This is a genomic window from Aeromonas sp. s7(2024), from assembly GCF_040907825.1.
Taxonomy (GTDB): Bacteria; Pseudomonadota; Gammaproteobacteria; order Enterobacterales; family Aeromonadaceae; genus Aeromonas; species Aeromonas veronii.
Window position 1 is genome coordinate 104,902 of sequence record NZ_JBFOCM010000021.1, and the last position, 19,240, is coordinate 124,141.

Genomic DNA, 19,240 nt, shown 5'->3' on the forward strand with positions numbered 1-19,240 from the left:
GGAATGAGGGGCATGTCGCCATGCCCCGTCATCGGTGAGGAGGCCTCAGTTACAGCTTGCTGCCCCGACATCCAGCCAGACATCGTGCTTGCCCGGCTCATTGCCTTGAGTCCACCACTTGGCCTTCCACTGACGGCCGTTGTGGTTGGTGAGATCCCCGCCGTTGTAGGCAACGGCAGCGTTCCAACCCAGATCAACCTGACTCACCAGCGCCCACTGATCGGCGGCGCGGCTCGGCTCATTACCCTGAGTCCAGTACTTGGCCTGCCATACCAGCTGGTTATGGCTCACCTTGTCACCGCCGTTGTAGACCTTGCTGGCCTGCCATGCGGGAACGTTGGCTGCTTCCGGATCTGTGGTGTTGCAAGAGCCACCCTCACCACCTTCGTTGATTGGCGTGACGGTGAGACGGGTGGCCGCGTTGGCATCGAGTGCGCCATCGGAGACGGTCACAGAGAGGTCATAACCGGTTTCGACATCCACCGCCGGGCCGGTGACCACCAGGGTGGCGCTGTTCTGGCCGGTCGCCGTGATACCGGCAGGCACTTGCCATTGATAGATCAGCTCGTCGCCATTGGGGTCGGATGCCTTGGCGGTGATGCTCACCTGCTTGCCCTCTTCCACCTTGACGCTGGCGGGCAGAGTGACCACTGGAGGCAGGTTGGGCTGCGGCGCCTTGTTGGTCACCACCACCTGATCCCTGGCGGTCAGTTGATGGTCATCAGTTACCGTCAGCTCGAACACCAGATTGATGTCGGCAGTCACCGCATCGAGTACAACCCGGGCCTTGGCCTGAGTGGCATCAAGCAGAGCGGCCTGCGGGCCGGAGACCTGCTTCCAGCTATAGGTGAGGGTGCCATTTTCCGGGTCGTGGGAGGCGGAGCCATCCAGCGTCAGGGTAGCCGGGCCGGTCACCGCCACATCGCTGCCTGCGTTAGCCACTGGCGGCTTGTTGGCTGGTGGGGTAACCCCTTCACCGTGACCGAGACCTTCATGCATGGCGTTGAGGATGTCGCCATTGTCGGCATCGATCTCCCAGGAGAAGAGCCCGCCCAGCTTGTTGGCCAGCACATATTGGCCTTTCGCCTTGACCGAGCGCTCGTCGTCATAGGTGATCAGCTCGCCGGTGGAGGGCTTGAACAGGGTGGCCGCTTCGGCAGTCTCGTCGTAGTTGTACTCCCAGCCTGAGCCCATATGGCTGTTGACGATGTGGCGATAATCCAGCACGCCATCTTCCCAGGTGCCCTTGATCTTGCCGGTGGCGGTGCCGGTGAAGGGATCGTTGCCCTGATAGCCGCTCACCCCTTTCCAGCCGCGACCGTAGGCGGCGGCACCGATCACCAGCTTCCCGGAGTCGACCCCCTGCGCCAGCAACTGCTGCACCGCTGCATCAGTGTTGTAGCGCTTGTTGGCCGAGCCGTTGGTGGCCTGATAGAGGTTGGCCTGATGGCCCAGGGAGGTATTGCTCCAGGCACCGTTGTAGTCGTAACTCATCACGAAGAGGTGGTCCATGTACTGCTGGGCAGCCTTGTAATCCACATCCTCAATCTTGTCGTAACCGGCACCGATGGCAGAGGTGAGCTGATAGGTGCGACCGGTCTCGGCCTCCAGCTCGTCGAGCATGGCGCGCAGATCCTTCATGATCAGCACATAGGTTTCACCATCTTTGGTCTTGTCCCCCAGATTGGGGTTGGCGCCATCGCCGCCCGGGAACTCATAGTCGATATCGACACCGTCGAAGAACTTCCAGGTCTGCAGGAACTCTTTGACCGAGGCGACGAACACATCACGCTTGGCCTTGTCATGCATGAAGAAGAAGGGGTCGGAGAGGGTCCAGCCACCGACGGAGGGGAGGATCTTCAGGTCCGGATAGGCCTGTTTGAGGGCCATCAGGTTGCCAAAGTTACCCTTGTAGGGCTCATCCCAGGCGACCAGTGACCCCTGCCCTTTTTGCAGCGCGGCCCAAGGATCGTGAATGGCGACCTGGAAATCCTTGCGCCCGGCACAGGCACGTTGCAGCGCCTGGAAGCTGCCAGAAATCTCTTTGAGGCTGTCGTTGAGGCCATCACCGCCACAGATCGGGGTGAAGCCATAGAGGATATGGGTCAGGTTCTGGGCTGGCAGCTTGTCCACGGTGAAGTTGCGATCATAGACCCCCCACTCCACATAGTAGGTGCCGACCACCTTGCCGGACTTGTTGACATAGGGTTTGTTATTCTCCTGCAGAGCAGGCTTGAGCGGCGCAAGGTGGCTGCCATCGGTATCGGCGACCACGATCTCCTTGGCATCAGACAGGGTGCAGCCATCGCCGTTGCACAGCGCGACCTGCATCTGATAGCGGCCCCCCTTGTGCACCTTGAAGGTGGCTGTGCCAGCGGCGGAAGAGGGACCGGACCAGACTTCCTTGCCATCCAGCAGCACCTTGGCACTCTGGCCAATATCGCCGTTCCAGAGATTCCAGGTGACGGTCACATCGGCGCCATCCTTCACCTTGACCAGCTCGTTATAAGCGGTCGCGGACTGGCTGACTTCGACGATGGCAAACTTGGTGGGACCCCAACCGATGGCGGGTTTGCCGGGAGCCGCCGCATAAGCGGCGGAGGAGGCGAGCAGGGTACCGACCATCATGGCCAGCAGTGCGGGTTTTGGACTTAGCATATTGCTTTCCTTTTCGTTATTGGAAAAACGAAAGGGCAACGCAACACGACAGGTGACACAAAAACGGCCACCCCTTGGCAAAGGCAGCCTGCATTCTACTGTGGTGGCCCCGCTATCCTAGGTCGTCTTGACCCTTAGACCGGAAGCTTTGCGTCCCGACTTTTCAATCGGTTTGCCCTTGTCACAACGTTATTTCTGGCGATAAATAATCGCCGATTGACTGTAGGGTAATTCTGATAAGTAAGCAAATCGGACCATTGCCAGCCCACCAGTTACCAACCCCGACAATTACCCACTTTCAAGAAATTAATGTTTAAAAAACAGCCGGATATACAGACCTAATCTCATCACCTCCAACCAGATACCTCACACCATTTTTTTGATCTGCATCACACCAAATTGAGAAAAATCAATGAGTAAGAACAATATGCGACAAAAGACCCATCTGTATCGCAACTAATGAATTTATGATCGCCGCTTTGCATGGTCAGCAGGTGTCTTCATGCCCAGCGAATTGCCCTCACGCACCCGGTTATCCAGATACGACAAATTTGTTCGTTTGACGATTTATGCCTTGCCACTGGCCGGGATGATCTGGCTTATCAACATCCTCAATGGCTGGCAAAGGGCAGCGTGCGGCACAGATGCCAGCTATCAGGGAGAGCATTAATCACTAGCCCGGAAGGGCCGCTTTGCAGGCACAAAAGAGAAGCTGGGTGGGGAAACCGGTTGGCAGGCCCGCCAGAATATGGCGAAGCGGGGAGAAAAAACGGGGCATGACTGGCATGCCCCGCCACCATTCAATGCTTATTTACAGCTGGCGGCTCCCACATCCTGCCAGACGTCGTGTTTGCCAGGCTCATTGCCCTTGGTCCAGTACTGCGCCTTCCACTGACGGCCGTTATGGGTGGTGATCTCACCACCGTTGTAGGCCACATTGGCATCCCAACCCAGTTGCACCTTGCTCACCAGCAGCCACTGATCCGCGGTGCGGCTCGGCTCGTTGCCCTGGGTCCAGTACTTGGCCTGCCACACCAGCTGGTTGTGGCTCACCTTGTCGCCGCTGTTATAGGTGCTGGCCGCTTTCCTGACTGGCCAGTTGGCCGCATCCGGATCGGTCGCCGTGCAACCACCGCCGCTGCTGGCCGGTTTGACCGTCAGACGGGTTGCCGCGCTGGCATCCAGCCCGCCGTCAGAGACGGTGACGCTCAGGTCATAGCCGGTGTCGCTGGTTACGCTCGGGCCGGTGACCACCAGAGTGGCGCTGTTCTGGCCCGTTGCGGTGATGCCTGCCGGCACACTCCACTGATAAGTCAAAGGATCACCGTTCGGATCAGAGGCGGTCGCCTTGATGGTCACCTGCTTGCCCGCCTCCACAGAGGCCGTTGCAGCTACACTCACCACAGGCGACAGATTGGCCTGCGGCGCCTTGTTGGTGACCACCACCTGATCGCGGGCGGTGAGGTTATGGTCGTCAGTCACGGCCAGCTCGAACACCAGATTAATGTCGGCAGTCACCGCATCGAGTACAACACGGGCCTTGGCCTGAGTGGCATCAAGCAGGGCAGCCTGCGGCCCGGAGATCTGCTTCCAGCTGTAGCTGAGCGCGCTGTTTTCCGGATCGTGGGAGGCCGAACCATCCAGCGTCACCTCGGTCGGGCCGGTCACCTTGAGGTCACTGCCTGCATTGGCCAATGGCGGCTTGTTGGCTGGTGGAGTCGTCCCCTCGCCGTGGCCCAACCCTTCATGCATGGCATTGAGGATGTCGCCGTTGTCGGCGTCGATCTCCCACGAGAAGAGGCCACCGAGCTTGTTGACCAGCACGTACTGCCCCTTGGCCTTGACCGAGCGCTCGTTGTCATAGGTGATGAGGTCGCCGGTCGCCGCCTTGAACAGATAGGGCGCCTCTGCCACCTCGTCATAGCCCTTCTCCCAGCCCGCCCCCATCCGGTTGTTGACGATGTCGCGGTAATCCACCACCCCGTCCTCCCAGGTGCCTTTCACCTTACCGGTAGCCTTGCCGGTGAAGGGGTTGTTGCCCTGATAACCGCTTACCCCGGTCCAGCCACGACCATACATGGCGGCACCGACCACCAGCTTGCCCGGCTCAACCCCCTGCGCCAGCAGCTGATTGACCGCCTTGTCGGTGGTGTACTTGGTATCGGGATCCCAGCTTGCCGCATAGAGGTTGGTCTGGTGACCCAGCTCGGTGTTGCTCCAGGCACCGTTGTAGTCGTAGGTCATCATGAAGATGTGGTCCATGTAGGGCTGGGCTGCCTTGTAGTCCACATCCTGGATCTTGTCGCCCCCCGCCCCGATGGCCGAGGTGAGCTCATACTGGCGCCCGGTCTCGGCCTCCAGCTCGTCGAGCATGGCCCGCAGCTCCTTCATCAGGGCAACATAGGTGGCACCATCACTCGGGCTGCCCAGTTTCGGGTTGGCACCCTGTCCGCCTGGGTACTCCCAGTCGATGTCCACACCGTCGAAGAACTTCCAGGTCTGCAGGAACTCTTTCACCGAGCCGACGAACACGTCACGCTTGGTTTTGTCACCGAGGAAATAGAAGGGGTCGGAGAGGGTCCAACCGCCGACCGAGGGGAGGATCTTGAGGTTCGGATAGGCCTGCTTGAGCGCCATCAGGGCGCCAAAGTTGCCCTTGTAGGGCTCGTCATGGGCAGTGAGGCTGCCTTGCGGCATCTGGATGGCGGCCCAGGGATCGTGCATCGCCACCTTGAAGTCGGCGCGACCGGCACACGCCCGTTGCAGTGCCTGGAAGCTCCCTTCGATCTCCTTGAGGCTGTCGTTGAGGCCATCCCCGCCGCAGATGGGGGTAAAACCGTAGAGGATATGGGTCAGGTTCTGGGCCGGGATCTTGTCGACGGTAAACTTGCGGCCATAGACGCCCCACTCCACATAGTAAGTCCCCACCACCTTGCCAGACTTGTTGGCGTAGGGCTTGTTGTTCTCCTGCAACGGGGACTTGAGCGGTGCCAGATGGCTGCCATCGGTATCGGCGACCACGATCTCCTTGGCATCAGAGAGGGTGCAGCCATCGGCGTTGCACAGCGCCACCTGCATCTGATAGCGCCCCCCTTTCTTCACCTTCAATTTGGCGCTGCCCGCAGCGGCGGAGGGACCGGACCACACCTCCTGACCATTGAGCAGCACCTTGGCACTTTGGCCAACGTCACCGCTCCAGAGGTTCCAGTTCACCTCCACATCGGCGGCATCCTTCACCTTGACCAGATTGTTGTAGGCAGTGGCCGCCTGATCGACTTCAACGATGGAAAACTTGGTGGGGCCCCATCCGATGGTCGGCTTGCCGGGCGCCGCAGCATAAGCGGACGAGGCGCAGCACAGACCGACCGCAAGGGCCAGCATGGTAGGCTTTGGACTTAGCATTTTTATATTTCCCTATTTCGTTATGTTGGCAACGAAAAGGGCTACGCCCTGACAGGTAACGCAGACGGCAGTGCGGCCTCTTGGCAAAGGTGCACAACAACCTGTGGTGGCCCCGCTATCTCAAGTACGGCTCATCCCTGGACCGGAAGCTTTGCGTCCCGATCTTGCGATCGGTTTGCCCTTCGGTTACTTCATTTGCGATGCAAAAAATCGCATCCCGACTATAGAGTGTGCCAATCCGGTCTGCCACTGTCGGCGTTCACCGAAAGTGGTAAGCTAATAGAGTAACTGGCAGCCATTACTCAGGAAGATGAAGATATCTTCGCCAATAAATCTCTGTTCTCGGCATTCATCCATGACAAGGGTCCACAGGATCATTGCGCGGTTTTGTGAGCCGGTTCACGGCTAGCTGCCCCGGATGCGGCTAGCGCAGCAGCAGGCTGTTCATCAGGGCCCGCAGTTTGAGCGGTTTGACCGGTTTGCTGATGTAGCCATACCCCCGCTCGCGGATCTGCGCCTGCAGCTCGCTCTTGCGATCGGCACTGATGATGATCCCTCCCAGTTCATCGCCACACACCCGCTGCAGGGCAGCCAGCGCCTCCAACCCGGTCTTGCCATCGTCGAGGTGGTAATCGGAGAGCACCAGCCGTGGCACAAACCCGTCAGCCACCAGCGCCTCGGCTTCGGCCAGATCGACGGCGCAGCGCACCTCGCAGCCCCAGCGGCCGAGCAGGGTGCTCATGGCGGTCAGAATGTCCCGCTCGTTGTCGATACAGAGCACGGCTACACCTTCCAGCTGGCTGTCGCGCGCCACCGGCGGCGCCAACTGATGGGCCGTGACCGGCCGGGTCGCCAGATTGAGGGTCACCGCAAAGACCGATCCCTTGCCCGGCCAGCTCTGCAATGTGAGCTGATGACCGAGCACCTGCGAGATGCCACGGGCGATGGCGAGCCCCAGACCCAGCCCCTGCTCCTTGGCGGTACGGGAGTGATCGAGGCGGGAGAACTCGTCGAAGATCGCCTCCTGCTTGTCTTGCGGGATGCCGGGGCCGTTGTCCCACACCTCGATGCGGATCTTCTCCCCCATCCGGCGGCAACCAAGCAGCACCCGGCCCCCCGGGTTGTAGCGAAACGCATTGGTGAGGAAGTTCTGCAGCACCCGGCGCAGCAGCCGCACATCGCTGTGTACCGCGTGCTTGCTCTCCACCACCGAGAAGTGGATCCCCCCAGCCTGCGCCAGCACGCCAAACTCCGCCTTGAGGTTGTCGAGCAGATCGCGCAGGGCAAAGTCGAGCTTCTTGGCCTTGAACTTGCCCGCTTCGAGCCGCGAGATATCGAGCAGATCGGTGATGAGATCCTCGGTCGCCCCCAGCGCATCGTCGATATGGCGGGCGATGCGGGCCTGCTCGCCAGCATCGGGCAACATCTCCAGCAAGGAGGAGGTAAACAGCTTGGCGGCATTAAGAGGTTGGGTCAGATCGTGGCTGACCGCCGCCAAAAAACGGCTCTTGGATTGATTGGCCCGCTCCACCTGCTGGTTCACCAGCAGCAGTTGGCGGTTAAGTTCGGAGAGCTCACGGGTACGCTCGGCCACCCGCGCCTCCAGATGTTCGTTCGCTTCGCGCAGCACCCGCTCCGCATCGCGAAACGGCGTGATGTCGGTAAAGGTCATGACAAAACCGCCGGCGGGCATGGGGTTGCCCTGCATCTCGATCACCCGCCCGTCCGGGCGCTCCCGCGCCGAGATATGGGCGCTGCCCCGCTTCATAAAGGCGACCCGCCGCGCCACGTGATCCTCGATATCGCCGGGGCCACAGAGCCCCTGCTGGGCGTTGTAGCGGATGATCTCTTCAATGGGGCGCCCTGCCTGAATAAGCCCAGGCGGATAGTGGAACAGCTCGATATAGCGGCGGTTCCAGGCCACCAGCCGAAGCTCCCTGTCCACCACCGAGATCCCCTGCCCGATATGCTCGATCGCCCCCTGCAGCAGGCCGCGGTTGAAGCGAAACACGTCGGAGGCCTCATCGACTATGGTGGCGATCTCCTCAAGCTGCATGTTGCGCCCCTGCAGAGCAGAGGCGAGCACCAGCCGTGCCGACGAGGTGCCAAACACCCCCGCCAGCAGCCGCTCGGTGTGGGCAATCAGCTCGGCCGAGGCCTGCATCTGCGGAGCAAGGGTGCCGCCCCGCTCACCGGCGAAGCGACCAAAAGCGCGCTTGACCCGGCTTGAGCCGACGAAGCGGGCCGCCAGCATCTCCAGCTCCTTGACCGAGACCCGCGCCTGATAGAGGGCGGCGGTATCGCGGCTCGGCTTGCCGACAAAGTTGGCCGCCTGCAGCCGCTCGCTCACCGCAGGGCGCGATAGCAAGGAACCAGCCACATAGCCGAGCAGGTTGAAGAGCAGGCTCAGGAAGATGCACCAGGCCCCGAGACTCAGCTCGCGAAACGCGGGCCAGTCCGGCGGCGCCAGCAGTTCAGCCAGCGGTGAACCGGCCAGCAGCCCGCTCTCCACCAGCAAGGTCACGAACCAGAGGCTCACCCCGAGGCTCAACCCAAGATAGACCCCCTTGCGATTGCCGTGACGCCAGTAGAGACCGAGCAGCAGGGCTGGCGCAAACTGGGCCACCGCGCCAAACGAGAGATAGCCGATGCGCGATAAGCTGGTGAGATCGCCGAGCCAGAGGTAGAGCCCCCAGGCCGCCAGCAAGATCAGCAGGATGGCGCCACGGCGCACCTGCAACAGCAGCCTTACCAGCCGCTCGTCGCGCCCCTGCCGCCAGAAGCGGCGCAGCAACACTGGCAGCACCAGATCGTTGCTCACCATGATCGCCAGCGCGATGGTGCAGACGATCACCATGCCGGTGGCCGCCGAAGTACCGCCGAGAAACGCCAACATCGCCATGCCATCGAAACCGAGGGCCATCGGCAGACTGATCACATAGGTGTCGGAGGCCATGTCAGCCCCCACCCACTGCTTGCCCGCCAGCGCCAACGGCCAGATAAAGAGCCCCATCACGAACAGGTAGAGCGGGAAGATCCAGCGCGCCCAGTGCAAATCCTGCCCCTGATTGTTCTCCACCACAGTCACATGAAACTGGCGCGGCAGGCAGATAACGGCGCACATCGCCAGCACCGTATAGATGGCAAGCTCCAGCAGGTTGCCGGGGCTCACCGCCACCACCTGCGCAAAAAAGTCGCGGGTCACCTGTTCGTGAGCCTCGCCCGGTTTGCTCAGGATCAGCCAGAGGGCGAAGCCCCCCACCGCGATAAAGGCCAGCAATTTGACCACCGACTCGAAAGCGATGGCCACCACCATCCCCCTGTGGTGCTCGGTGGCATCAAGATGGCGAGTACCGAACAGGATGCTGAACAGCGCCAGCAGCAGAGTGACCCCGAGCGCCAGCTCGCTGGTATTGCTGGTCGGGCTGATGCCGCCGCTGTTGACCATCAGCAGATCCAGCCCGGTGACGATGGCTTTAAGCTGCAACACCAGATAGGGGAGGATCCCCATGATGGCGATAAGGGCGATCACCATGGCGAGCCGCTGGGATTTGCCGTAACGGGCGGCAATAAAGTCGGCGATGGAGGTGATGTGCTCACGCTTGGCCACCAGAATAAGGCGAGCCAGCAGCCGCCAGCCAAACAGAAAGACCAGCATGGGGCCAAGGTAGATGGGCACCGGCGACCAGGGGGATTCACTCGCCTGCCCCACGGTGCCGAAGAAGGTCCAGGAGGTGCAGTAGACCGCCAGCGACAGGCTGTAGAGCAGCGGTTGCCCCTTGAGACGGTGCCGTTTGTGCTTGTCTGCCACGAAGGCGATCAGAAACAGCAGCCCCAGATAGGTGAGCGACAATCCGATCAGCAGCCATCCCTGGTGCATCGATAACTCCTTGTCCATGTTGAGTTTTTGTATACAGCCTCGCCAGTCTAGAGAGGCAGCAGCCAAAAGTCATCCCCTTCGGACAGATTGAAATTATCGTTTTTCAATAAGTTTTATCTTGACTGTATATCGCAAAACAATAAACATTATCGGTGTAAATATTGATAAACGATAAACTTTACCTTTCAGATAAAACCATCACAGTGAGGAATGAGATGATTTCCAACAAACTCGAACGCTCGAGCATGCTGATCGAATGGCTGCTACTGCTGGCACTGCTAGCAACCCCTTTGATCACCTTGCTGGAGGTGTGGACCCCCTTCGGTGGCGCCGATTTTCTGCAGGATAAACTCAATACCATCTTGAGCCGCCCCGGCATCAATCCTGCCGACTATCCCCTTCACTTCTCCACCCGGCTGCTCGGCACCCTGGTGCAGCTGTTGCCGGATCTGGTCTTTATGATGATGCTCTGGCAACTGCGTCAGCTGTTTCGCGGCTACCGCGCCGGTCTGCTCTTCACCTTCGAGCAGATCCGCCGCTACCGGCAGATCGGACTGCTGCTCTGTACAACCTTCCTGGTCGAATTGATCCTGACCCCCTTGCTGGATACGGTGCTCACCATGAGAGGCCCGGAAGTACTCGGTACCATAGCGCTGAGTACCTCAGATTTCCGGGTACTGCTGGCGGGACTGATCGTACTGGCGCTGGCACTGGTCATGCGCGAGGCCAAACTGCTGGCCGATGAACAGCAACTGACGGTGTGAGGAACGTATGCCCATTATCATCCGCCTCGATGCCCTACTGGCAGAGCGCAAAATGACCGCCCGCGAACTGGCCCAGCGCATCGACATCACCGAGGCCAACCTCTCGATCCTCAAGAATGGCCACGCCAAGGCGGTGCGCTTCTCCACCCTGGAGGCCATCTGCCGTGAACTCAAATGCCAGCCCGGCGATCTGCTGGGCTACGAGCAGGAGCGCTAACCCTCTTATGAGTCGTCATATCACCCTGTTTGCCCTGTGGCTGCTGCCGCTGTGGGCCTGCGCTGGCAATGACGCGAACGGCCCCCGCTACCTTATCGAGCAGGGCGCAAGCGCCAATGTGCTGCAAGTGCGCCTCACCATGCAGGGCAAGCCTCCCTTTACCTTGCTCCCCGCTCGTCAGTTGCCGGGCAGTGCCACGCCGGTTTCCCCCGCGCTGGTCTGCCTTGCAGACAACCAGCCGGTTGCCCTCAACCAGCCCTTCTCCTGCAAAGAGGTTGGCTGGCAAATCACGCTCACACCCGCTCCGGCACTGGGTGCTGATGCCTCGGCCCAACAGTCGCTTCTGTTCGCACCCAATCAGTGGCTATTGACCGAGTGGGGTAACTTTGTGCGCCAGATGGGGAATCGCCAAGGAAAGGTTTGTCTGCCGGATGGCAGCTGCCAACCACTGCCGGATGTCAACCAGCCGCCGCTGATCCTGCCGTTTGGTCTGGACACAGTGCCCGTCACCAAGCCGGATCCGCGGCTGGTGCTGAGCCATGACGAGACCGCCAACCAGTTCGATCTGCCGGCCTTGCAGCAGCAACTGAATGAGATCATCGACTATCTGGCCTTCCAGCTCGATGTGGATCCGCCCACTCACCCGTGGCAACTGGTGTGGCTGGGGCGGGATGTGGCGACCCGATCCCTTGGCGGCGCAGCTGGGGATCAGGTGTTTGTCGCCAACTACCCCACCGAGGCTGGCAAGCCGACGCCACAGGCCCCCTTGCGCCTGCTGCGCACCTCGGCCCACGAGGCGGTGCATATCCTCAGCGCTCGCCATACTGCGCCACAACCCACCTGGGTCAACGAGAGCCTCGCCGAGTACCTCGCCATCAAGGCGCTGCGCCGCTTTCGGCTGCATCAGGTCACAGCGGTCAACGAGCTGGCCGAGCGGGGCAAACAGCTGTCCCATCGCGAGAGTGGCCTCTATCGGGCGGCTCGCGAGGTGCTGGCGGGCGATCGCTCCTACTACCCGCTCTTTTACGTCAAGGGGAGCGCCTTCTGGGAAGCGCTGGAGCGGGAGCTGCAGCACAATGACGTGACGATGGCGCAACTGCTGCCCCAACTGGGCTGGCTGCCGGATGGCCGCTTTGATGCTGCATCCAATGAGCTGCTTGCCGGCACCATCGGCTCGGATACCTGGCGCCGCCTCAGCCGCCTCTATCTGGGCGAGCAGCAATAACAGCGCAACCGCGACAACGAAAAAGGGAGAGCCGTGGCTCTCCCTTTTGTTAGGTGATGATTCAAATAGACAACTATCAGACCGGAGCCCTCTCCTGCGCAGACGGCGCAAAGGGGCGCAGCCGCAGGAAGAACACCGGCAAGACCACCAGCACCATCAGGAAGAAGATGCCGCCGCCGAGAGGCTCGAACAGCACGCCGCAGAGTGCCATCAGAGCAGCCACCGTCATGCCGAGGCCAAGGGCCGCATAGAGCGCCTGAGTCGGGATCAACTGCTCGGCGGGCAGCTGGCGAGTCATGAAGCGCACAGCCCCCAGATGGCTCATGCCAAAGGTGACCGAGTGGAGCAGTTGCCCCAGCACCAGTACCCACAACTCGGTCGAGGCCCCGAGCAATACCCAGCGCACCACACAACCGATGGCACCGGCGATAAAGAGACTCTGGGCGCCAAAGCGCTGCAAGAACCGCTTGTCGGCGGCAAACATGCAGATCTCGGCCACCACCCCGAGCGCCCAGAGATAGCCGATGATGGTGCCGCTATACCCTTGCGCCTTCCAGTAGATGGCGCTGAAACCGTAATAGGCGGCGTGGCTCCCCTGCAGCAAAGCTGTCAGCAGCAGGAAACGGCGCACCGGTGCGCTGCGCAGGGTTGCCAGCAAGGACGCCTTGGCGCGCTCGCCCTGACTATCCTGTGGCGCCGGATAGAGCGGCAGCCAGCTGAGCAGCAGCATCAGCACCAGCCCCGCCACCATGGTGTGCAAAATCCAGTCACTACCGAAGTTGCCCACCAGCGCCCCCACCAGGGTAGAGGCGACAATAAAGGCAAAGGAGCCGCACAGCCGCACCTTGCCGTAATCGAGGTGCGCCTGCACCACCATGCGGGTCGCCAGCGCCTCCCCCACCGGCATCAGAGTCGGATAGATAAAGTTCGCCAGCAGGGTCAAGCCCACCAGCCACCAGAGGTTATGACTGAGATAGAAGCCGAGAAACGCCAGCAGACTGAGCAGGGAGAGCAACCGGGTAACCGGCAGCAGATGGCCCGCCCCCTTGATCTGCCCCATCACCATCAGGTTGCCGGCAAAGCGGATCGCCATCCCCGCCCCCAGCAACAGACCAATCATCTCGGCGCTGACGCCCACCCCTTCCAGCCAGAGCGACCAGAACGGCAAGTAAGCACCGTAGACAAAATAGAAGGCGCCGAAAAAGAGCGCTAACCAGGAAAACGCGGGCATAGATCCTCTGCAACCGGATGACGGGAGCAGAATGATAACCCATCCTCCCCCGCAGATCCCGATGGAAACCCTGCGCAGAAAACGAAAAAACTTCAATAAAATTGAACTATTACCGAAGAGGTGGGGTCTACTTGGTAACACCTCCTCCTGGTTAGTGTTGCAATCCTTCCACCCGCCCACGGCGGGTTTCTTTTTTTAGGCAAACCTCTGCTCCATCGTCACAACATGGCGGCGACAAAAAAGGGGCCGAAGCCCCTTTGATCATCTGCGTCTGTTGTTTGCTCTTTAGAATACGTATTTGACCCGTGCACTCAGGTTGCGGCCCGGTTCGGTCATCATGCTGTTATCGGAGCCCTCGGCACGACCGGCGATGCGCTCGTAGCTGGTGTACTCCTTGTCAAACAGGTTGAAGACCCCGACGTTGAGCTGCAGGTCGGTCATCGGGTTGAACTGGGCGTACATATCTACCACACCCCAACCGGCGCTCTTCACGTAATCGTTGCCTTTGCTGTCTTTACGGACTTTGTCCATGTCGTCAGCAAAGCGCAGCGCGGTGTTGAAGTTCCATTGGGACTGTTCCAGACGCACACCGATCGAGCCATTGAGCGGGCTCAGGCTGTTGATGTAGTTGCCATCCCCATCCTTGCCTTCGATGTAAGCGAGGTTGCCCCATACATTGACGATGTCGTTGAGCCAGTAATCCGCCTTGGCTTCGACCCCTTTGGTGGTCGCCTTGCTCAGGTTCTGGTACTGGTAGACGGCGGTGCGCCCCTCTTTGCCCACTTCTACCATCTCGATGAAGTCTTCAAACTTGTTGTAGAAGCTGGCTACTTCATAGCTGAAGCCGTTGCTGCTGCCACGCACGCCGAGATCGATGCCGTCGCTGCTCTCCGGATTGAGGTTCGGGTTGGGCTCGATGCGATAGCCGTACGCCTGATGGTTCAGGGTGGAGAAGGCACTGTCATACATGGGGGCCTTGAAACCGTGGCTGTACTGGGCGAACAGGTTGGCCGCCTCGTGGGCCTTGAACACCAGACCCAGCTTGGGTGACAACTCCCCTTCCGAGAACTTGTGCAGCTTGTCTCCGGTGTAGGCCGGATCGTTGTCCGGAGTCATCCGGTAGTAGTCATAACGGGCACCCGGGGTGAGCACCCAGCGCTCGCCAAACTTAATCTCGTCAAAGGCCCACAGGGCGCTGCGCTCGCTGGTGGTAGCCGGGAAACTCAGCTCGTTGTAGCCGACAAAATCACCGGGAGTCGTCGGCCCCTTGTAACGGGTACGTTCGTTGTCGGTGTGCTCGTATTCAGCCCCCCAGGCCAGGCGGTGGTTGGCGACCGCCTTGTGGAACTGCAGCTGGGCGCCGATGTTCTTCTGATCAAACACGTTGTGATCCAGCGAGTTTTTGGTCACATAGGGGTTGCCGGGGCTGACCGGATACTTGGATGAGGCGTACTGATCCAGCGTCTGCTTGGTGCGGGCGAAGTAGACCTTGCTATCCATCCGATCGGCCCAGCCTTGATTTAGCGCGATGCCGTGATCCAGCACCACAGAGAGGTTGTCGGTCTGCTTGTCGGTGATGGGCTGATCGAACACGCGGGCAGTACCGGTACCGACCTTGTTGAGCTTGACCGCATCCGGCTCCTCGCCATCGGTCAGGTAGTCAACGGTCAGCTTGAGGAACTGCTCATCAGAGAGGTTCCACTTGCTCTTGAGCAGCAGGGCGTGGGTACCGATATCGAAGTCGTTCTTGGTGGAGTCGAAATTCTGGGTCACACCGCCATCGCGCCAGGTGTAGCGCAGCAGGTTCTCCACTTCACCAGTGCGCAAGGCGCCGGTAAAGCCCGCCATCTTCTGGTGGCTGCTGGAGGCGTAACCGCTGGTCACGTCCAGATAACTATCCTTACCCTTGAGGAAATCGCTGGCATCCTTGGTGGTGATGGCAATCACGCCACCCAGCGCATCGGAGCCGTAGGCGGCAGAAGCGGGCCCCTTGGCCACTTCTACCTGTTTGATCATGTCGGTATCAAAGTAGCTCTGGCCGACACCACCCTTGCTGTAGGCATCGTTCTGGCGCACACCGTCGCGCACCACCTTGACCCGGTTTTCACCCATGCCGCGGATGATAAAGGTCTGCGCATCCCCCTGGCCGCCGAGCACGGTCACACCGGGTTCGTAGCGGAACAGGTCGGCGACGTTGGTGACGACCTGCTCTTCAATCTGCTTGGCGGTGATCACCGAGATGGGGCCGGAGACATCTTCCAGTTTTTGCTCCATCCGTGAGCCGCTGACGACCACGACTTCATCCGCCTTCTGGGTGGCAGCAAAGACCTGGGAAGAGAGACCGGCTGCCACGGCGAGGGCAACCAGAGAGAGTGCGTTATGATGGGTCACAGCGAATCCTTATTGAGAACTGTTATCAAACAGGCCGCATATTACCCGGCTCTCGACAAAGATCAACAAGAAACGAAATCATTCTCATTTGTTTTGAACCAAATTGGTTTTACACTGTCGCCCTGTGTTGCCCTTATTCTCTATTAGCCCCCCGAGATGCACCGGCATCCGGGCATATCAGCCGTGAGATCCCATGATTAGACGACTTCCCCTGCTCGCCCTGCCGCTGCTACTGGCAGCCTGTGCCACCCCCACCCAACCGACCCAGTCATCACAGTTGCAGACGCTCTATGACTACCGGCTAAGCAGCGAAAAAGAAGCAGACCTGACGCTGGAGCAGGCGATCGCGCGCATTGCCGACGCCGACATCATTCTGGTGGGTGAGCTGCATAGCCATCCCGCCGTGCATCTGTTGCAATCGCGCCTGCTGAGCGGGCTCTACACCGCTGGCCAGCAGCACGGGCGGCCATTGGCCCTCTCCATGGAGCAGTTCAGCCGCGCCGATCAGAAGATGCTGGATGCCTATCTGGCGAACCAGATTGGTGAAGCGGCCTTGATCCGCGAAGGCAACGCCTGGCCCAACTATCCGAGCGACTACCGCCCGCTGGTAGAGTTTGCCAAAGCGCACCAGATGCCGGTGATCGCAGCCAACGCCCCCAAGCCGCTGGTGAGCTGTGTCGGTCAGGAGGGGGCTGAGTGGCTAGACAAACTGCCCGCGTCGCGCCGCAGCCAGCTGGCCCGCCAACTGACGCTGGGGGATGATCCCTATAAACAGAAATTTATGGCCTCCATGCACCACGGCGACGCCGACAGCAACGCCCGCCGCTTCGCCGCCCAGACCAGTTGGGATGACACCATGGCCGAGAGCATGGTGGATTATCTCGCCAAGCACCCGGGCCAGCAGATCATGCATATCGCCGGCAATTTCCACGTCGAGGGGGGGCTTGGGCTCGCCAGTCGCATCGCCAGCCGCAATCCTGCCCTCAAGGTAGCGCTGGTCGTGCCCCGTACAGATGAGACCTCTGTTGCAGATCCCGCAGCCGATGTGCAGGTAACCATCATGCCGCTGCCTAAGCGCTGGCAAAACAGTGACGAGATGAAGCAAGATATGGGCGCGCTGCATCAATCCCGCAGTCGTGACTGCAGCCAGTGGCTGCAACCCTAATCTTCAAGGAAACGGCGGGTAAGAAAATGGATGTGTTACTGATCATCGATGTGCAGCAAGGCTTGTTCAACGAGCCCCGTTACCGCCAGGAGCAAGTGCTGGCCAATATCAATCGGGCTGCGGCCCATGTCAGGCAGCAACAGGGACGGGTCATCTATATCCAGCATGACTCGCCCCCCGGTACCGAACTGGAACCGGGCACACCGGGTTGGCAGTTGCACAGTGCGCTGCAACCGGCCAAGGGAGAGAGCCGGGTGCGCAAAACGGCCTGTGACAGCTTTCTCGACACCGAGCTCGCCTTCCTGCTGGCCGAGCAGCCGGTCGATCGACTCATTCTCTGTGGCTGTGCCACCGATTTTTGCGTCGACACCACGGTGCGCAGTGCCGCCTCCCATGGGTACGAGGTGCTGGTGTTGAGCGATGGTCACACCACCGCTGATCGCCCCCATCTGAGCGCAGCCCAGATCACCGAGCACCATCACTGGATGTGGCGCCACCTCAGCCTGCCGGAGGGGCGCAGTGTGACCCTGCTCACCACCGACGAGCTGCTGGCAGTAACACCCGCCCTGCAGCCATGCTAATCTGCGAGCCTCGCTTCGTTTCTCACTGGAGTCTGTCGTGCGCCTGTTGTCTGCCACCCTGTTGTTGATTGTTCCCCTGCTGTCGGCCTGCTCCAGCTTGCCCGGACAGAAGTATGACGGGCCGGAGCCCCTGTTTCTGACCCACATCAACGAGGAGGGGAGCAAGCGCTTCACCTTTGAAGCCGCGCCCAACGACACCTTGCCACGCGGTCTCTCGGCGGCCCAGAGCCAGCGGCTGCTGGAACAGCGGGAGGCGTTACAGGAGAACCTGCTGACCGAGACCCTGGCGACCAAGCAGTATTGCCGCCAGGGCTACATCGTACTGAGCCAGACCTCCTGGAAGGTGCGGGGAGAGTGCAACGAAACGGCCACCGATGCCGATCGTCGCGCTTTTCCCAACAAGGCCAGCTGGCAGGATTGAAAAGACCGGATGAGATAATGCAATAAAAACGGGCAGCCCAGTGGCTGCCCGTTGTGTTATGACGGCTGTCGTGGTCGACAGGGATCGTCAGACCGGCGCATCGGCCGGGCTGGTGAGCTCGGCACCGTTGTCGATGCGCTTGTGCCCTTCCACCAGATGGACGAAATCCACCAGCTCGTCACCGGAGACCGCGAACGCCTGGCCGAAGCCCTTGACGAACAGCCCCTGTTCCGGCTTGAGGCGGAACAGTTTGAAATCCTTGAGGTTGGAGAGACCCTTGATGATCTCGCCAAAACGACCTTCCAGTGCCGCCACCGCCTTGCTCCAGCGGGCGTCGTCACGGGCCACCACTTCAGCCACCGCATCGAAGGTCAAGCGCTTGCGGGCAAACAGCTCGCGGGCACCGCTCTCATCCTCGATCAGCATCAGGGATACCCGGGGCACCTGTTGCAGGTTGCGGGCGTGGCGGGCGATCTCGGAGATCAGCACATAGTAGCCATCTTCCTGCAGCACGAACGGGGCATAGCTGGCGTTGGGATTGCCTTCGCCATCGACGGTGGCGAGCTGCAGGGTGCGGCAGCTGTCGCGAAACTCGCGGATCTCCGGTTGCAGGCGGTTCTGCAGACGCTCCTGACGTTCACTCATGCTTTGACTTCCTCTTGAGAGTTGTGGCGCAGCGCCATAAAACGGGTGACCTGATCGGCCAGCAGCTGGCGTTTCTCGTCGCGACCCAGATAGACCTTGAAAATGCAGCGGCCGGAGTGACCGAAGAACTGGAAGGAGTGCCCCTCCTTGCCCATGAACAGCTTGCTGACCAGCGCAATCCCCGCCACGTTGTCGAGCTTAAGATGACCATGCAGCTCACCGTCGCGGCCCATCAGGTTGTAGTAACCGCGTGCGTCCTTGCCTTTCGGGAAGGGGGCTTTTACCTCGAAGATGGATCCTTCTGATTCGACGATGGTGGTCACCGGGCCCCAGTCGGCCAAATCTTCCAGCAGACCTTGTGCGCGATTGGCGGGTAGCAGAGTCACCAGCTCGGCGGGCAGATGGCGAACCACCTCCCATTCGCTGATGGCAAGCTGGGCCGCCAGGGTGGACGGATGAGCGCCGGGATCCTGCTCCAGCAGCGCGTGAATGCGTTGTGCAATGCTCATGTTTTCTCCCTCTGCGGGACCAGGTCGTCCCGCTGTTTATCATGGCGGCTACTCTAATAAAGCACCGAAACCAATGCAATTGATAATTGCTATCATTATCAGTGCATTTTTTCCAAAGCCTTGATATTCTCGGCGGCACACCCGTTTCATT

At 60.4% G+C, this 19,240-nt stretch carries 14 protein-coding genes and 2 riboswitches; of the genes, 7 read left to right on the forward strand and 7 right to left on the reverse strand.

Annotated features, from left to right (window positions below):
• Nucleotides 1-45: 45 nt before the first annotated feature.
• On the reverse strand, nucleotides 46-2,658 hold the full coding sequence (locus tag AB5Y73_RS09125; protein WP_181497112.1) for a glycosyl hydrolase family 18 protein: 2,613 nt from the start codon (nucleotides 2,656-2,658) through the stop codon (nucleotides 46-48).
• Between the two features lie 99 nt (nucleotides 2,659-2,757).
• Nucleotides 2,758-2,845: riboswitch (cyclic di-GMP riboswitch) on the reverse strand.
• A gap of 315 nt (nucleotides 2,846-3,160) precedes the next feature.
• Here AB5Y73_RS09125 and AB5Y73_RS09130 point away from each other — a divergent pair.
• Nucleotides 3,161-3,328, forward strand: coding sequence for a hypothetical protein (locus tag AB5Y73_RS09130; RefSeq protein WP_235686269.1), 168 nt, complete (start codon nucleotides 3,161-3,163; stop codon nucleotides 3,326-3,328).
• Nucleotides 3,329-3,465: 137 nt separating this feature from the next.
• Here AB5Y73_RS09130 and AB5Y73_RS09135 read toward each other — a convergent pair whose 3' ends face one another.
• Together AB5Y73_RS09135 and AB5Y73_RS09140 are read right to left on the reverse strand one after the other, a co-directional pair.
• Nucleotides 3,466-6,060, reverse strand: coding sequence for a glycosyl hydrolase family 18 protein (locus tag AB5Y73_RS09135; protein ID WP_368147497.1), 2,595 nt, complete (start codon nucleotides 6,058-6,060; stop codon nucleotides 3,466-3,468).
• Nucleotides 6,061-6,162: 102 nt separating this feature from the next.
• Nucleotides 6,163-6,250: riboswitch (cyclic di-GMP riboswitch) on the reverse strand.
• Nucleotides 6,251-6,484: 234 nt separating this feature from the next.
• Nucleotides 6,485-9,940, reverse strand: a complete 3,456-nt coding sequence (locus AB5Y73_RS09140) for a PAS domain-containing hybrid sensor histidine kinase/response regulator (protein WP_107683525.1) — start codon at nucleotides 9,938-9,940, stop codon at nucleotides 6,485-6,487.
• Nucleotides 9,941-10,155: 215 nt separating this feature from the next.
• Here AB5Y73_RS09140 and AB5Y73_RS09145 point away from each other — a divergent pair, with 215 nt between their 5' ends.
• From AB5Y73_RS09145 to AB5Y73_RS09155, 3 genes are read left to right on the forward strand one after another with little or no spacing between them, the layout of a single operon-like run.
• Nucleotides 10,156-10,704 carry a DUF2975 domain-containing protein gene (locus tag AB5Y73_RS09145; protein ID WP_118854663.1) on the forward strand — a complete coding sequence of 183 codons (549 nt, stop codon included), beginning with the start codon at nucleotides 10,156-10,158 and terminating at the stop codon, nucleotides 10,702-10,704.
• A gap of 7 nt (nucleotides 10,705-10,711) precedes the next feature.
• Nucleotides 10,712-10,921, forward strand: a complete 210-nt coding sequence (locus tag AB5Y73_RS09150; RefSeq protein WP_005335250.1) for a helix-turn-helix transcriptional regulator — start codon at nucleotides 10,712-10,714, stop codon at nucleotides 10,919-10,921.
• 7 nt (nucleotides 10,922-10,928) lie between these two features.
• On the forward strand, nucleotides 10,929-12,146 hold the full coding sequence (locus tag AB5Y73_RS09155) for a hypothetical protein (protein ID WP_107683523.1): 1,218 nt from the start codon (nucleotides 10,929-10,931) through the stop codon (nucleotides 12,144-12,146).
• 76 nt (nucleotides 12,147-12,222) lie between these two features.
• On the opposite strand, the gene AB5Y73_RS09160 is transcribed toward AB5Y73_RS09155, so the two are convergent.
• Both AB5Y73_RS09160 and AB5Y73_RS09165 read right to left on the reverse strand, forming a co-directional pair.
• A complete protein-coding gene (locus tag AB5Y73_RS09160; RefSeq protein WP_107683522.1) occupies nucleotides 12,223-13,377 on the reverse strand; it encodes a 3-phenylpropionate MFS transporter in 1,155 nt (384 codons plus the stop codon).
• A gap of 285 nt (nucleotides 13,378-13,662) precedes the next feature.
• Entirely contained in the window at nucleotides 13,663-15,768 is a 2,106-nt protein-coding gene (locus AB5Y73_RS09165) for a TonB-dependent hemoglobin/transferrin/lactoferrin family receptor (protein ID WP_005354204.1), read from the reverse strand.
• 193 nt (nucleotides 15,769-15,961) lie between these two features.
• Here AB5Y73_RS09165 and AB5Y73_RS09170 point away from each other — a divergent pair, with 193 nt between their 5' ends.
• The 3 genes from AB5Y73_RS09170 to AB5Y73_RS09180 are packed head-to-tail and all read left to right on the forward strand — an operon-like array spanning nucleotide 15,962 to nucleotide 17,935.
• A complete protein-coding gene (locus AB5Y73_RS09170) occupies nucleotides 15,962-16,933 on the forward strand; it encodes a ChaN family lipoprotein (RefSeq protein WP_107683521.1) in 972 nt (323 codons plus the stop codon).
• Between the two features lie 26 nt (nucleotides 16,934-16,959).
• Entirely contained in the window at nucleotides 16,960-17,514 is a 555-nt protein-coding gene (locus tag AB5Y73_RS09175) for a cysteine hydrolase family protein (RefSeq protein ID WP_005348211.1), read from the forward strand.
• Nucleotides 17,515-17,551: 37 nt separating this feature from the next.
• Entirely contained in the window at nucleotides 17,552-17,935 is a 384-nt protein-coding gene (locus tag AB5Y73_RS09180; RefSeq protein ID WP_005335256.1) for a hypothetical protein, read from the forward strand.
• An 87-nt stretch (nucleotides 17,936-18,022) separates the two neighbouring features.
• Here AB5Y73_RS09180 and hutZ read toward each other — a convergent pair whose 3' ends face one another.
• Together hutZ and hutX are read right to left on the reverse strand one after the other, a co-directional pair.
• A complete protein-coding gene (hutZ, locus tag AB5Y73_RS09185) occupies nucleotides 18,023-18,580 on the reverse strand; it encodes a heme utilization protein HutZ (protein WP_005335257.1) in 558 nt (185 codons plus the stop codon).
• Nucleotides 18,577-19,089, reverse strand: coding sequence for a heme utilization cystosolic carrier protein HutX (gene hutX, locus AB5Y73_RS09190; RefSeq protein WP_107683520.1), 513 nt, complete (start codon nucleotides 19,087-19,089; stop codon nucleotides 18,577-18,579). Before hutX ends, hutZ begins: the two co-directional genes overlap by 4 nt.
• Between the last annotated feature and the right edge of the window lie 151 nt (nucleotides 19,090-19,240).

Excerpts from the sequence above, each read along its gene's own strand:
- AB5Y73_RS09170 (WP_107683521.1), top strand. The coding sequence starts at position 15,962 with ATGATTAGACGACTTCCCCTGCTCGCCCTGCCGCTGCTACTGGCAGCC.
- hutZ (WP_005335257.1), bottom strand. The coding sequence starts at position 18,580 with ATGAGTGAACGTCAGGAGCGTCTGCAGAACCGCCTGCAACCGGAGATC.
- AB5Y73_RS09175 (WP_005348211.1), top strand. The coding sequence starts at position 16,960 with ATGGATGTGTTACTGATCATCGATGTGCAGCAAGGCTTGTTCAACGAG.
- AB5Y73_RS09140 (WP_107683525.1), bottom strand. The coding sequence starts at position 9,940 with ATGCACCAGGGATGGCTGCTGATCGGATTGTCGCTCACCTATCTGGGG.
- AB5Y73_RS09150 (WP_005335250.1), top strand. The coding sequence starts at position 10,712 with ATGCCCATTATCATCCGCCTCGATGCCCTACTGGCAGAGCGCAAAATG.
- hutX (WP_107683520.1), bottom strand. The coding sequence starts at position 19,089 with ATGAGCATTGCACAACGCATTCACGCGCTGCTGGAGCAGGATCCCGGC.
- AB5Y73_RS09130 (WP_235686269.1), top strand. The coding sequence starts at position 3,161 with ATGCCCAGCGAATTGCCCTCACGCACCCGGTTATCCAGATACGACAAA.
- AB5Y73_RS09125 (WP_181497112.1), bottom strand. The coding sequence starts at position 2,658 with ATGCTAAGTCCAAAACCCGCACTGCTGGCCATGATGGTCGGTACCCTG.
- AB5Y73_RS09145 (WP_118854663.1), top strand. The coding sequence starts at position 10,156 with ATGATTTCCAACAAACTCGAACGCTCGAGCATGCTGATCGAATGGCTG.
- AB5Y73_RS09135 (WP_368147497.1), bottom strand. The coding sequence starts at position 6,060 with ATGCTAAGTCCAAAGCCTACCATGCTGGCCCTTGCGGTCGGTCTGTGC.
- AB5Y73_RS09160 (WP_107683522.1), bottom strand. The coding sequence starts at position 13,377 with ATGCCCGCGTTTTCCTGGTTAGCGCTCTTTTTCGGCGCCTTCTATTTT.
- AB5Y73_RS09155 (WP_107683523.1), top strand. The coding sequence starts at position 10,929 with ATGAGTCGTCATATCACCCTGTTTGCCCTGTGGCTGCTGCCGCTGTGG.